Raw genomic sequence first — 13,922 nt, forward strand, 5'->3', positions numbered from 1 at the left:
AAAAATTAATGAACATAGTAATTATTAATAATTTCACAATTTTCGATTGCATCTCAAAAATTATTATTTTTTTCTTTTATTTTAAAAATAAAAATAATTACTATGAATAGAAATACTGTATATAATAAAATTGGAACGATAATTATACAAAAGATAACTCCAATCTGTAATTGAATTCAAGGATAGTAATTATCAGGAAAATGATTTAAGTTACAGAAAGAACTTGCCGAAGTGCTAATAGTATAATTTAAACCAAAATGTTTTAATATTGTATATCCATCTTTAAAATTTGAATGACATTGTTCCTTATTATCGAATTTAAAATAAAAGTTACTAAATCAAATTAAGTATAAACCAGTAATTGTAATTAAAACCGTGATTGCAAATAATATTATAGTTGTTAACTGTAATATTTTAACTTTTTTCATTTTGATACCTCTTTAAATATAAAAAAAACATTTTTAGATAATAAAAATAATAAGTTAAGAACTATATTATTTTATGTAAAAATGATAACAAATTTATATTGTTTTTACAATTATTGATTGTATAAGCAAAGTTTTAATTAATTATATAAATGAATAATATTAAGAAAATATTCAAATATTTTCTTAATATTATTTTGATTTATTAATTTGATTCAATATTCTACTTGCATCTAAATTAAATGGTATTACAATAATTTCATAGTGAATAATTTCGCGATTAGGATATCCAAATTTTGTCACTATTTCTTTAAAACTTAGATGAAATAGTGTTGCTAATTCTAATGTTTCAAATGCTTTATATTTTATGTCATCACTTTGATTTGTTTTATATTTTAATAAATAAATTTCTTTGAGTTTTATTTTCATTTCATTTTTATTGCCATTCATTTTTTTACCTCTCAAACTTATATAATTTAACAAGTAAATTATATATAAATTATATCATTTTACTTAATTCATATTTAGTATTTTTTATTAAAAAATTTTAATAAATATACAATAAAAATATGATTATGAAAACGTAAGTGATTTTGCAATAATATCATCATTAATTTTCTCTATATTCTCATTCTCATTTATATCTTTTATATCATCATCATTTAGTGTTGCTTCTTTTCCTAAATTTTGATTTCATTTTTCAATTTTTAAGATATGTATTTTAATCTTTGTCATTCTGAATCCCCTCTTAATAAAAAACCTTGTATGAATAAATTATACAAAAAATTTTTTTTACTTTTAAAAATATAAATTTTTATTATAAGAATATTAAATAAAAATTAAATAAAATATTGTTATTATATATTGCAATCGTGCTTGAACAAATATATAATATCTCTGTTGCTCTTTTTGGGACTATAGCTCAGCTGGTTAGAGCGCACGCTTGATAAGCGTGAGGTCGATGGTTCAAGTCCATTTAGTCCCACCATTATATGTGAAATTATGAAATAAACAGTTTTGTTTATTTTTTTTATTTAAATCAAATTAAAAATTATAATAAAGATGTAAATCAATTGATTTATTAAGAATATAAAAAGTTATATTAAAAACCTATGATTAATCAGATATTTTAATTAGTGATAGGTTTTTAGTAATTGTTATTTTTTTTAGTATGTTTTATATTATTAATTTTTTTTATTTTTGAATTATAAATTAATATATAATATATCAGTATATTAGTATTAAGTATATTAACCATATAGTAATTATTATATTTAAGTAGTTAGGAGAATGAGTATGAAAAAACAAGAAATATTAAAACCAGTTATTAATAGTTCTTTAGTTGAAGATGATGTTAATGCTAAATCAAAAGAAAAACATAAATTTCTAAATTTTATTAAATCATATTTTAAAAACTGACGTAATCATTATAACCGTAATGTAATAGTTAATCCCAAAGATGCTCAATATGCAGTTTTAATTCGTGATTTTACTAAACAGTTTAAAAAATTTAAAGCTGTTGATAATGCTATTATTAAAGTTAAAAAAGGTACTATTCATGGTTTTATTGGTCCAAATGGATCAGGTAAAACTATTACTATTAAGTGTTTAATTAGCGCTATGGTTGAAACACACGGTGATTTAATTATTCATGGTAAGCGTTCATGAACAGTTGAAGCAAAAAAACAAGTAGGTTATATTCCAGAAGCTGCAAGATTTCCTAAACGAATTACTACTTATGATTATTTAATTTCAATGGGACAAATTAGTGGTTTGAAATATAAAATTGCTAAGGAAAAGACAGAAATGATTTTAAAGGAATTAGATTTATGGAAATTTAAAAAACGCAACCCTAATGCTTATTCTTCGGGTATGAAGAAAAAGGTGTTATTAGCACAATCACTATTAAATAATCCAGATGTCTTAATTTTAGATGAACCAGCCGCTAATCTTGATCCAACAGCAAGAACAGAACTGTTTAATGATTTAAGAAAGCTTCGTGAACAAGGTAAAACTGTTTTTATTTCATCACATATTTTATCTGAATTACAAAATTTAGCCGATGAAGTTACTGTTTTAAATTATAGTAAAGTTGTTTATACAGGATTGGTTAATAAAACTGATTCATTATATGAAATAAGTTCTAATAATAACAATAATAAATTAATGAAGTTATTAATAGATAAAAAATTTTCAGTAGATGTTAATGAAAATCGTTTATTGGTAAATATTAAAACTGAAGCACAAGTTGCAGAAGTATTAGCAATTGCTTTAAGTGCTAATATCATCATTACTTATTTAAAACCATATACTGTTGATTTGCAAACAATGTATGAACGAATTGTTATGGAAGCTAATGATAAAAATAAGAAGGGAGAAAAATAATGCCAATATTTCGTTATACTTTTAAAAAGATGATTGCTACTCCTTCAACTTGAATTATTTTTATTATAACTTTAATTTTTCTTGCTTTATCTTGGTCTTTAATTTCGTTATTTGTGGGTTCTGAAGCAATAAAACAATTAACTTATGATCAAGCATTAAATTTTTATGTACCACAATGAAAAGTATTATCGTTCTCGGTACTTTTATCAATTATGATTTTTGTATTTATTTCAGTTAAAGCAACACAAGTTTTTCGTGATGAAATTGATGATGGTACTTTATTGATTTTAGTATCAAAGCCAGTTAGTAGAACTAGAATTTGAACTGAAAAGTTATTATCTTTACAAGTGGTAATTATTTTATATTTATTTTTATCTATTTTTATTGCTAGTTTTGTTATTACTATTCCTGGCATTGGTAGCTCAACTATTTATAATGCGGTATTTCCTTATTTATGAATTTTATTTGGTGTTGCTATTATTTTTGATTTAATTATTTCTTCAATTGCTATTTTATTTTCATTAATTTTAAATGCTAAGGCTTTAGTTGCAATTATGATTGGAATGGCTGCTTTATTCAATATTTTTGCGACATTAATTAATAGTTTAGTAACATTTGATCCTACATATTATGTTGTTTCACAGTCATTAGCAGTTTATAATAATGTAAAAGCTAAATTAGATAAAACTGATATTGATTGAATTAATGACGTATATAGAAAAGACCCAACAACTACTATTGAATCTATTCAAAAGGCTATGTTTAGTATTTACGATACATATATTAAAGAAGTTAAGTATCCTAATAATTATGATTATCAAAAAGAACAAACAATAGTATTAGCAATTAAGAATGGTAGTACTAGTACTCCACCAACTACTGATGCTCCTAAGGACTTAGTTACTCATATTTACAATATTAGTAATGCTTTTCGTCAATGAAAAGAACAAAGTTTTGAAGAATTAATGACAGGTAAAAAAGTTGGACTAGATAACCTTGGTCCCAAAAGATCAAATGGTGTTGGTAGCAATAATATTGATTATTCAGTAAATCTTATGATTACGGGTTTAAATACATCTCTTTCTCAATCACAATATGATGCTCTTAATACTAAGACATCACAAGTTAAAGCAATGCGTTATTTAAATATTTTTTATCAATTAAAATATATTTGAGATGGAATATCGACTGAACAAAGTTCAATCTTTGCTTATCCAAGTGAGTATGCTATGACAGCAGATCCTTATTTAGTTAGTTTTAATAAAGTTAACACAAATTATCAAGTTGATACCAATAAAGCAACTAATAGTAAAATTCTTAATTTTCCAGTTTTATTGACTGTGTATGTTTTGCTTGGTATTGGTTTATTGAGTGCTTCATGATTAGTATTTAATCGTAGAGATTTTACTTAGCAGTTTAGTATTTTTTATATATTAAATTTCAAACCTCATTATTTAAATGATGTAAAATTATTATTATAATATAGAGCAAATTAATGATAAGGGTGAAATTATGAAAATTAGTGGATTTAAAATTAATAATAGAGCAAATCCACATAAAATTAGTAATTTTTTTGCTACTAAAAAATGGTATTTATTAGCATTAATGATTATTATTCCGGCAGTATTGCAACAAATATTATCAGCATCAATGAATTTACTAGATAATATTATGGTTGGAGAATTAAAGGATAGTTTTATTAGTGATTTAAAGCCAATGAATGAACATATTAGGGATATTTTTACTTCATTAGGACTTTGAGATAATTGAAGTTGATGAAAAGATAATGGTTTAGAACATTTTTATCATTTGCAATATTCAGCAGGACAAATTGCTGTTTCGGGAGTTACGGTGCTCAATTTTATGGAGCTGGAAGATATGGTTCTTTAAGACAAACAGTAAGAATGAGAATTATTTTTGGATTTTTAATTGGAGTGATAGTTATTATTTTATCTTATACAGTGGGTGAATATTTAATTTCTTATACTACTAGTCCTAGTAGTGCATTGGATAAATTTAATCAATTATGTGCTGCTAAAGGATTAACTCTTAATGATATTAATGAGTTAAAGGACATTTTAAATTATAATCATGCTTTTGATGAAAATTCACTTATTAATTTTATGAATGTTCATAATATTGATAAAAACGATCCCCAATTTGTACAAATTATTTTACGTTATTATGAATTTCATTCAGCATCTTTAGCAACAGCACAAGGTATTGATTATAATCAATGAATTGTTTTTTCTTATCCATTGTTAGGAATAAACTTTGCTTTTGTTTCAGTATTTATTAACTTTTTATTAAATTTATTATTAATTAATGGTATTGGTGCAGTTGCAGGAATTGGAGCACGAGGTTCAGCAGTTGCTACTTTAACAGCGAGAATTGCTCAGTTGGCATTAATTAGTAGTTTTATTATATGAAAGAAATATGAATTTCAACCAAAAGTTTTGAAAATGTTTAAGATTAGGGGTGATTTATTTAAAAAAATTATAATTAAAACATGGCCATTAATGTTAAATGATTTATTATTTGCAGTTGCTACGACAATGATTATTAGATTAATTTCGCAATGAAGCTTTGAAACATTAAGTGGTTCGGCAATTGCTTCCACGATTAATACCATGCTCTATACTTTATATATTGGATTTGGTATTGCTTCTTCGGTGTTAATTGCCAATCGTTTAGGTGCCGATGATTTGATTGGTGCTAAATATAATGCTAAACATTTAATTAGGTTAGGCTTTTTTGTATCATTATTTTTTGCTGGCTTATTAGTTTTATCTTCATTTTTTTTACCACAATTATTATTTAATGCAACAACAGAAGCCTTACGAATTTCTAGTTGAATGATGCGTGTTGATGCTATAGTTTTTAGTGCTTATACTATTTTGTATACTTGTATTTATGCATTTCGTGCTGGTGGCTTAGCAATTACTGTTTTACTTGTTGATAGTTGTTTTACTTGATGTTTTTCAATATTAATTTTATTTATTGAGGTACATTATAGTCCTTTAGATATTGTTTATATTTATGCTATTATGCGTTCTTGTGATGTTATTAAAATGATTATTTCTTTATTTATTTATCATCGTGGTAAATGAGTAAGAAATTTAGCAAGTAGTATGAATAAAGTATATCCAGAATCTCCACCAGTAATTGATATACCAAAAGCAAAAGATAAAGTTGATATTGCTAATTTCTAAATATGTTTAATTTTTAAAATTTTATTATTCTTGAATTAGTTGGCTTTATTCTTTGCTTATAATTTTTTGTTGGAATATCATTTTCATATTTACGTAGTGTTTGTTCTCAAGGGATGTCTTTTTCTTTTTGTTTATTAATAGGGTTAGATATTTGTGGTTTTGGTTGTATTTTAGAGGTACTGAAATATCTGAATTTAAAGAATCTGTTGATGTAGATTTTGAATTAAAGCCTTCATCACTACTGTTAGATAATAATTGATTTTCCAAATCACAAATTTTTTCACTAAGTTGAAATATTTCTAATTCAAATTGTTCAACCATTTGCTCATTGACTTCGACAATTGTTTCTTTTTCTTGCTGTTCTTTTTGATTTATTAAATCAATTAATAAATTATTATTATTTAACAAATTATTTTTATCTTCTAATAATTTGTTTTCATGTTCAGTTATTTGATTAATATTAGTTATTAAATTTGCGTATTTTGTTTGTTTTTCAATATAATTTGAATTTAAAATATTAATTTTTTGTTGATTATTTAATTTTGTTTTTTTAAATAATTCACAATTTATTTCTTCTGTTTCAATTAAATTATTAATACTTTTATTTTTATTTATTTTTCCAAATGAAAAAAGATTGCTGAGTTATACTTGTAAGTGCAAGTAAATAAAATTGCAAAAAATTCTCATATAAAAATTTCATAATGCTAAATTTAGTTTAGAAAAAAGTAAGGAGTTTTTATATGAGTTATAAACATCTTGGCATAGATGAAAGAATTTATATTGAGAATCAATTGAAATTTAAATTTAGTGAAATAGCTAAAAATCTTAATCGAAGTATTAGTACTATTATTCGAGAAATTAATAGAAATAAAGATAATAATCATTATTTTTCATTAATTGCACAAAATAAAGCTGAAAATCGAAAACAATCACATATTAGTTTTCATAAGTTTAAAAATAAGAATTTAGTAAAATATGTACAACAAAAATTACTATTAGGTTGATCACCTGAACAAATTTATGGCAGAATTAAAAATTTTCATAAAGAATGAGTTATTAGTTTTAAAACAATTTATACTTGAATTTATTTTGGAATGCTTGATAAAGTTACTAGTAAAAATTTAAGAAGAAAAGGTAAAAAACGAAAATCTAAAGAAAATCGTGGCAAGTTTAATGGTAAATCAATTAAAGAACGAGATATAAATGTTAATGATCGTATAACACTTGGTCATTGAGAAGGAGATACTATAGTATCATCACGAGGTAAAAGCAAATCATGTTTAATAACTTTAGTTGAAAGAGTATCACGATTTACTTTAGCAATATTAGTTAAAAACAGAACTACTAAAGTTATTAATAAAAATGTCAGTTATTATTTATCAATTCTTCCTAAAAACATTGTTAAAACTATTACTTTTGATCGTGGCAAAGAATTTTCAAATTGACAACAACTTGAAAAAAATTTAGATGTAAAAATTTATTTTGCCAATCCATATTCACCTTGACAAAGAGGTACTAATGAAAATACTAATGGTTTAATTAGAGAAAAATTTCCTAAAAAATTTATTTTTTCAAAAACTAATAAAAATGAAGTTCATAAATTTATATTGTCTTTAAATCAAAAACCGAGAAAAATACTAAATTATCTTTCACCAATCGAATATTTGGATAGAAAAATAATTTAGTTGCACTTACCTTTACAATTTAGCGATTAATAAAAAATTTTTAATTTTGTTAATTTTTTGTTCCTTTAATTTATAGATTTGAATATTAAATTGAAATACTTTATCTTCTATTTCTTTATTTTGTTTAATTCAAAATTGAATAGTTTTTTGATAATTATTAATTTCTTTTTCAATTTTCTCACTTTTTTCAATAAGTTTTATTTTTTCTCCTTTTAAATTTAGTAATTGTTTTTTAATTTTTTCTACAGTTTCATAATTTATTAAATATGCTTTGTTAGTAAATATTTGTTCTTTTTTAATTGTTTTCATTTTGTCCCCCTTTTAAAATAAAAACCTATTTGTTAAAAAATAAAACAATAGGTCAAAAACTATATCTTTAGTTTACAAGTATTATATCTAATATTTTTTTGTAAACGAGAAATTACTTTATTTGTAATATTTATTATAAGAAATTATTTTAGTAATAAAATGAAATATTAAATTTTATTAAAATCAATATTTGTGATAGTATTATTAATAATTTAATATATGTTCATTACTAATATAAGTATTTTTTATTTATATTAGTTTTTTATTAAATTATATTAATCAGAAGGATATTTTTCATAGATTAGAAAGAGAGAAATAAAAATGGATATTAGTAAATCTTCATTTGCTTCTTCAATGCAAGATGAAAATAATTATGTAGTGGAAGTTGTTAAACCTTCACTATCAAGAAAAAAAGTTTTCGAAAGAAATTTAAAAAAAATTTTGTAAAAAATTTACCTATAATAACTGCCGGTACTGCTACAGTAGTAACATTAGCGGTTGGTGGAATTGATGGCTTTCAATGTTCTGATTTAGGAATAGCAGCTAGTGCAGGTACATCTGCTGCTATGATGGGTGCAGTTATTAAAGCTACGATTAAACAAAATAAACAAGAGAAAGTAGAATTAGAAGATGACAATAATGAAAAATCAAGTATTCTTCAGAGAAAATTAGAAGAATTACAATTAGAAACAGTAGGAGCAAAAATTCTTAAAAAACAATTAGAAAGAACTAAAGTTGAACTTGAATTAGTTAAAGCAAGAGAAAAATTAGCAAAACTTAATAACATAACTAGTTTAAATATTACTTCATCACCGATCCCTCAAGAATTAAATTTAGCAAAAGTAGTAAATGTAGAAACAAGTAATAATTGTTCATTATCAATTCATAAAAAAATAAGTACATATATATAAAAATGTAAATAAACAATTGAAAAGGATAAAAGATATGAAAACAGAATTGTAAAATTTAAATGATTGTAATAATGAAACTGTTGTTATTGCAAAAAAAAACTTTAGATAAAGAAAATAAAAAATTTTATTGAAAAACTGGTATTCAAGCTGTTATAAGTACTGCTGCTATTACTGGCTTGTTTGTAAGTGGTGTTGGGTTAGTACCAATATCTATTTTTTCTGGAAGTGTAATAATTGGTAATACACTTTCAATTTGAGCAGAAAGAAAAAGAAGAAAAAATGTCAAAAAATTTTTTCAAGAATGAAATAAAAAATTAAATAAGGAATTAGAAATTAGTAAAATAAGATCAGAAATACAAAAAGAAAGATTAGAAGCAGAAAATTTAATTAAGCAAGAAGAACTTGAACAATTAAAGTTAGAAATAAATGAAAAAGAATTAATTATTTTAACTAAACAAATAGAATATAAAAAAATAGAATTAGAAAAAAGGAAGATAGAAGCAGAAAATTTGATTAGGGAAAAAGAACTTGAACAATTAAGTCTAGAAAGAAGTAGGGTACAACAAGATATTTTAACTAAGCAGTTAGACCTTGCAAAATTAGAAATGACTACCACGTTAGAAACAGATAAAACATTAGTACAATCTCAATTAAATGGTACATTAAAAGTAGAAAGTTTATTTGATATTTTAGAAAAAAATAGATTAGCAAAAAAAGAGAGTAGAAGGAAATTTTTGAAGATGAATCATTAGATGAAAGATTAAATATTGAAAAAATTAATAAATCAGAATCACAAAATCAACAATCTTTAACAAAAAATTATTTGCAAGAAAGTTGCAAATTTAAAGTTTATTAAAAATATTATGATACATTTTTATTAAGTTAAATCTAAATTTTAATTTTCAAGAAGTATTTTTATAAAGGTTATATTTTCATTTATATTTCATAATTGTCGTTAAACATGTTAATCATCATTTATGATAGAATTTAATATATGAGATTTTAGAGTTGTGAGGTTTTAGTATGGAAGTGTCAGCAGAGAATTATAGAAACATTAATTCTCATAATCGTTGAGGAATTATTGTTAGTTCGGGATTAATGGCAATAACTTTGATTATAAGTTGAGTATTATGACTTATACTTTATCGTACTAATGTTAATGAGATTTTAGCAATTTTAACTGAAGTAATTAATAGTAAAGGCATTACATTTACTCTTACTTTTCAGATTTTAACAATTTTTACTTTAATTTTTTCGGTTATTACTCTAGTGTTTATTACAATTCCATTTATTTTTTTAAATAAATATGGAATAATAACTTTAGTATGAGCATTAATAGTAGTAGTAATTTCGCTTGTCTTACTTATTGGTTCAGGATTATTAATAAGTTATGGTTATAAAAAAATTTATAGTTATGTTATGGACAAAAAAATTATTAATGTTTTATTTTTTATTTTACCTTGAGGCTTTGCATTAATTTGTAGTTTCTTTTTAGTACTTTTTTCTTTATGATTAATAATGGCTAATTTAAGAAATAAATCAAAAAAAGCATTATCATTGACAAATAATAATGCTTTATCAGCAACAGAAATACCCGCAAGTGTTGAACAAAATTCTCTTTTTGGTGAACAAACTATTGGACCATCATTTACAGATCGATTTTTTAATGAACATGATAAATCAACACAAGGTATAAATATAGTTATTAATAATACTGGTGGAGGTGCACTTCCACAATCAAAATTACTTGATAATCAAGTAACTAGTAATCCAAATCCTGTTCAAACTAATAACAGTAGTAATAACAGTAGTAATGTTGTTAATAGTGAAGTAACTTGAACACCACAACAAATTGAAGAAGTATGAAATAAAGGAGAAATTATTGATGATTATAATCCACAGTTATATCGAAAAGACTATGCGGGTGCGCTAATGTTTAAAAATAACTTTATTAGTAATGTTAAACTTAATGATGATCCTAAAAGTTATAATTGAACTATTATACATCAACGACCTTTATTTCATGGAGGCACTTCTGATATTAGTAATTTACAACCAATGAATAATACTAATGCTATTACTAAAGGTAATAATTATCCACGTTGAAAAACAGCTATTACTTTTAATGGAAAACAAAATTTTTTAAAACAAAAATCATGAAAAGATAAAAAATAGAGTATTAATCATTAATTTAACTGAAGATGATATTAAGCATATTATAAATATAATTGGTATTTTGCTTAGTTGTTAATAATTTAAATTTAATTACACTATCATCTTTTAAAATTTATTTGTTTATGGGAAAATGTATATAATAATTAAAAGATAGGAGCAATTAATCATGCAAGTTATTGTCCATGGAAAAAATATTAATATTACTTATGAAATTAAAAATGCTGTTGATAAAAATTTTAATTATTTACAAGAAAAGTATTCTAAATATATTAAAAAAGATATGATTGCTAAAGTTGGTATTGAAAGAAATAGTAATCATACATATAATATTTCCGTTCATATTCAGTTATTAAATAATAATTTTTTACAGTGTTTAGTAGAAAATCACGATCTTTATGTTGGCATTAATAAAACATTAGTTCCGTTGGAAAAACAATTAAGTCGTTTAAAAACGGTTGCTGATAAAACTGGTGCTGAAAGCGTTGGTCAATTTATAACTAAAGAAATTCTTGATGATAATAGTGAAGTTATTATTGACGTAACAGAAAATAAAGATTAAAGAAAACGTTTATGAAAGTATACAATTATTAGCATTAGTTTTTTTATGTAAATATGATGCATCATATTTTTCATTTTCTGCATCTTGTGCTTTTTTTTGTAAATTTTCTTCTGGTGTTATTTTTAAATTTCGCTTATAAATATTTGTATCCATTTTGTTTATTATTAAAATGGCATATTCAAGACTTTTTTTTATTTCTTTAATTAATTGTATATTTAAATTATCTTGATAGTTTTTTGTTGAAATATGTTTCTTTTTTTTGTTATCTCTAATTCTAAAATGTTTGATATAGTTATAGTAATAAAAAATATAATAGAGATTTTTAAAAGTATTAATAATTTTTTTGTATATTTTTCAATAAAAAAATCACTAATATCACTATTAGTTGCGTTATCTTTTATACAAATTTTATAAAAAATTATAGTTAAAGTAGTTGTATTATTAAATACTTCACTTACTTCTTTTTCAATTTCTTTTGTTAATTTTTTATTTATTGTTATTAGTGGAATTTTAATTTTATGATGTGTATCATAAAATTCTTTTATTAATGTTTCTAAATCCATATTTTTTGTTTTATTAAATTCATTAGCAATTTTTTCATTAGTCAAAAATGTAATAAATTTTTGATCTAGAAACCCATTGACTGTTGTATAAAAATATATAATTTTTTCTATTAAAGTTTTGAATATATATTCACAAAAAACTTTAGCATATTCAGTGGGATCTGGTAAATAATTAGTAGATATTTTTAACATATTATTGTTCCTTTCAAAATCATTAAATTTTATGTATATAAAATTTCAATACTTATTATAGTTAACACTTTTGAATATTAACAATTAAATATTATTTTATGCTAAATTGTAAAGGTAAGTGCAACTAAATTATTTTTCTATCCAAATATTCGATTGGTGAAAGATAATTTAGTATTTTTCTCGGTTTTTGATTTAAAGACAATATAAATTTATGAACTTCATTTTTATTAGTTTTTGAAAAAATAAATTTTTTAGGAAATTTTTCTCTAATTAAACCATTAGTATTTTCATTAGTACCTCTTTGTCAAGGTGAATATGGATTGGCAAAATAAATTTTTACATCTAAATTTTTTTCAAGTTGTTGTCAATTTGAAAATTCTTTGCCACGATCAAAAGTAATAGTTTTAACAATGTTTTTAGGAAGAATTGATAAATAATAACTGACATTTTTATTAATAACTTTAGTAGTTCTGTTTTTAACTAATATTGCTAAAGTAAATCGTGATACTCTTTCAACTAAAGTTATTAAACATGATTTGCTTTTACCTCGTGATGATACTATAGTATCTCCTTCTCAATGACCAAGTGTTATACGATCATTAACATTTATATCTCGTTCTTTAATTGATTTACCATTAAACTTGCCACGATTTTCTTTAGATTTTCGTTTTTTACCTTTTCTTCTTAAATTTTTACTAGTAACTTTATCAAGCATTCCAAAATAAATTCAAGTATAAATTGTTTTAAAACTAATAACTCATTCTTTATGAAAATTTTTAATTCTGCCATAAATTTGTTCAGGTGATCAACCTAATAGTAATTTTTGTTGTACATATTTTACTAAATTCTTATTTTTAAACTTATGAAAACTAATATGTGATTGTTTTCGATTTTCAGCTTTATTTTGTGCAATTAATGAAAAATAATGATTATTATCTTTATTTCTATTAATTTCTCGAATAATAGTACTAATACTTCGATTAAGATTTTTAGCTATTTCACTAATTTTAAATTTAAATTTCAATTGATTCTCAATATAAATTCTTTCATCTATGCCAAGATGTTTATAACTCATATAAAAACTCCTTACTTTTTTCTAAACTAAATTTAGCATTATGAAATTTTTATATGAGAATTTTTTGCAATTTTATTTACTTGCACTTACAAGTATAACTCAGCTTATATTATATAAAATTACAATTGTTAATAAGTGGTTGAACATTAAATTTAGTTATTAAGAAGTTAATATATTTTCGTTATCATTAAATTAATTTTTATTTTAAAAAGTGATAATCTTTTTATATAAAATAGGAGGTAATTTATTGAAATATGTAATTGTTATTATGAAAATTGTAATTGAAATTTCTGCAAAAAATAAGATTACGATTAAAAACACAAAAATTCCTAAAATTTATATAGTAAATTTTTGAAGTATAGTTTAATTATTAATTATACTTTTGGTTAGTTAGTATTTTATATATTTTAAATTTTATTATTTTCTATTAT

The 13,922-nt window shown here is 22.6% G+C and carries 17 protein-coding genes and 1 tRNA gene; 10 read left to right on the plus strand and 8 right to left on the minus strand.

Features of this window, described 5'->3' with window-relative positions:
- Window positions 1–5: 5 nt before the first annotated feature.
- The 3 genes from AACL03_RS05145 to AACL03_RS05155 form a co-directional block, all read right to left on the minus strand.
- On the minus strand, window positions 6–428 hold the full coding sequence (locus AACL03_RS05145; RefSeq protein ID WP_338958986.1) for a hypothetical protein: 423 nt from the start codon (window positions 426–428) through the stop codon (window positions 6–8).
- A 189-nt stretch (window positions 429–617) separates the two neighbouring features.
- Complete coding sequence (locus AACL03_RS05150; RefSeq protein WP_339039691.1) at window positions 618–854, minus strand: hypothetical protein; 237 nt, start codon at window positions 852–854, stop codon at window positions 618–620.
- Window positions 855–998: 144 nt separating this feature from the next.
- Window positions 999–1,160, minus strand: coding sequence for a hypothetical protein (locus AACL03_RS05155; protein ID WP_339039693.1), 162 nt, complete (start codon window positions 1,158–1,160; stop codon window positions 999–1,001).
- A gap of 176 nt (window positions 1,161–1,336) precedes the next feature.
- Between AACL03_RS05155 and AACL03_RS05160 the strand changes: the two genes are divergently transcribed.
- The 5 genes from AACL03_RS05160 (at window position 1,337) to AACL03_RS05180 (ending at window position 6,022) form a co-directional block, all read left to right on the plus strand.
- Window positions 1,337–1,413, plus strand: a tRNA-Ile gene (locus AACL03_RS05160).
- A 308-nt stretch (window positions 1,414–1,721) separates the two neighbouring features.
- Entirely contained in the window at window positions 1,722–2,810 is a 1,089-nt protein-coding gene (locus tag AACL03_RS05165) for an ABC transporter ATP-binding protein (protein WP_339039695.1), read from the plus strand.
- Entirely contained in the window at window positions 2,810–4,222 is a 1,413-nt protein-coding gene (locus AACL03_RS05170; RefSeq protein WP_339039696.1) for an ABC transporter permease, read from the plus strand. Before AACL03_RS05165 ends, AACL03_RS05170 begins: the two co-directional genes overlap by 1 nt.
- 100 nt (window positions 4,223–4,322) lie before the next feature.
- A complete protein-coding gene (locus tag AACL03_RS05175) occupies window positions 4,323–4,700 on the plus strand; it encodes a hypothetical protein (RefSeq protein ID WP_339039697.1) in 378 nt (125 codons plus the stop codon).
- The gene (locus AACL03_RS05180; RefSeq protein ID WP_339040167.1) at window positions 4,625–6,022 is read left to right on the plus strand and encodes an MATE family efflux transporter; all 1,398 of its coding nucleotides are present in this window, start codon (window positions 4,625–4,627) and stop codon (window positions 6,020–6,022) included. Before AACL03_RS05175 ends, AACL03_RS05180 begins: the two co-directional genes overlap by 76 nt.
- Before the next feature lie 45 nt (window positions 6,023–6,067).
- Here the strand turns inward: AACL03_RS05180 and AACL03_RS05185 are convergent, their stop codons facing one another.
- Window positions 6,068–6,430, minus strand: a complete 363-nt coding sequence (locus AACL03_RS05185; RefSeq protein ID WP_339039699.1) for a hypothetical protein — start codon at window positions 6,428–6,430, stop codon at window positions 6,068–6,070.
- A 332-nt stretch (window positions 6,431–6,762) separates the two neighbouring features.
- Between AACL03_RS05185 and AACL03_RS05190 the strand changes: the two genes are divergently transcribed.
- Complete coding sequence (locus tag AACL03_RS05190) at window positions 6,763–7,707, plus strand: IS30 family transposase (RefSeq protein WP_339039701.1); 945 nt, start codon at window positions 6,763–6,765, stop codon at window positions 7,705–7,707.
- A gap of 12 nt (window positions 7,708–7,719) precedes the next feature.
- Here AACL03_RS05190 and AACL03_RS05195 read toward each other — a convergent pair whose 3' ends face one another.
- Window positions 7,720–8,016: a hypothetical protein gene (locus AACL03_RS05195; RefSeq protein ID WP_339039702.1), complete on the minus strand. Its 297-nt coding sequence runs from the start codon at window positions 8,014–8,016 to the stop codon at window positions 7,720–7,722.
- 566 nt (window positions 8,017–8,582) lie between these two features.
- On the opposite strand from AACL03_RS05195, the gene AACL03_RS05200 reads away from it, so the two are divergent.
- The 4 genes from AACL03_RS05200 (at window position 8,583) to hpf (ending at window position 11,661) form a co-directional block, all read left to right on the plus strand.
- Window positions 8,583–8,927 (plus strand): hypothetical protein, encoded by a 345-nt coding sequence (locus AACL03_RS05200; RefSeq protein ID WP_339039704.1) that lies wholly within the window; start codon window positions 8,583–8,585, stop codon window positions 8,925–8,927.
- Window positions 8,928–9,013: 86 nt separating this feature from the next.
- Complete coding sequence (locus AACL03_RS05205; protein ID WP_339039706.1) at window positions 9,014–9,679, plus strand: hypothetical protein; 666 nt, start codon at window positions 9,014–9,016, stop codon at window positions 9,677–9,679.
- 271 nt (window positions 9,680–9,950) lie between these two features.
- Window positions 9,951–11,102 (plus strand): hypothetical protein, encoded by a 1,152-nt coding sequence (locus AACL03_RS05210; protein ID WP_339039708.1) that lies wholly within the window; start codon window positions 9,951–9,953, stop codon window positions 11,100–11,102.
- Between the two features lie 166 nt (window positions 11,103–11,268).
- Window positions 11,269–11,661: a ribosome hibernation-promoting factor, HPF/YfiA family gene (hpf, locus tag AACL03_RS05215; RefSeq protein WP_174480838.1), complete on the plus strand. Its 393-nt coding sequence runs from the start codon at window positions 11,269–11,271 to the stop codon at window positions 11,659–11,661.
- 9 nt (window positions 11,662–11,670) lie between these two features.
- On the opposite strand, the gene AACL03_RS05220 is transcribed toward hpf, so the two are convergent.
- The 3 genes from AACL03_RS05220 to AACL03_RS05230 form a co-directional block, all read right to left on the minus strand.
- Window positions 11,671–11,814: a hypothetical protein gene (locus AACL03_RS05220; RefSeq protein WP_174480839.1), complete on the minus strand. Its 144-nt coding sequence runs from the start codon at window positions 11,812–11,814 to the stop codon at window positions 11,671–11,673.
- A 62-nt stretch (window positions 11,815–11,876) separates the two neighbouring features.
- On the minus strand, window positions 11,877–12,416 hold the full coding sequence (locus AACL03_RS05225) for a hypothetical protein (RefSeq protein ID WP_339039711.1): 540 nt from the start codon (window positions 12,414–12,416) through the stop codon (window positions 11,877–11,879).
- Between the two features lie 124 nt (window positions 12,417–12,540).
- The gene (locus AACL03_RS05230; RefSeq protein WP_339038665.1) at window positions 12,541–13,491 is read right to left on the minus strand and encodes an IS30 family transposase; all 951 of its coding nucleotides are present in this window, start codon (window positions 13,489–13,491) and stop codon (window positions 12,541–12,543) included.
- Window positions 13,492–13,922 lie beyond the last annotated feature (431 nt).

Source organism: Spiroplasma endosymbiont of Andrena trimmerana, assembly GCF_964019575.1.
Classification (GTDB): Bacteria; Bacillota_I; Bacilli_A; order Mycoplasmatales; family VBWQ01; genus Spiroplasma_E.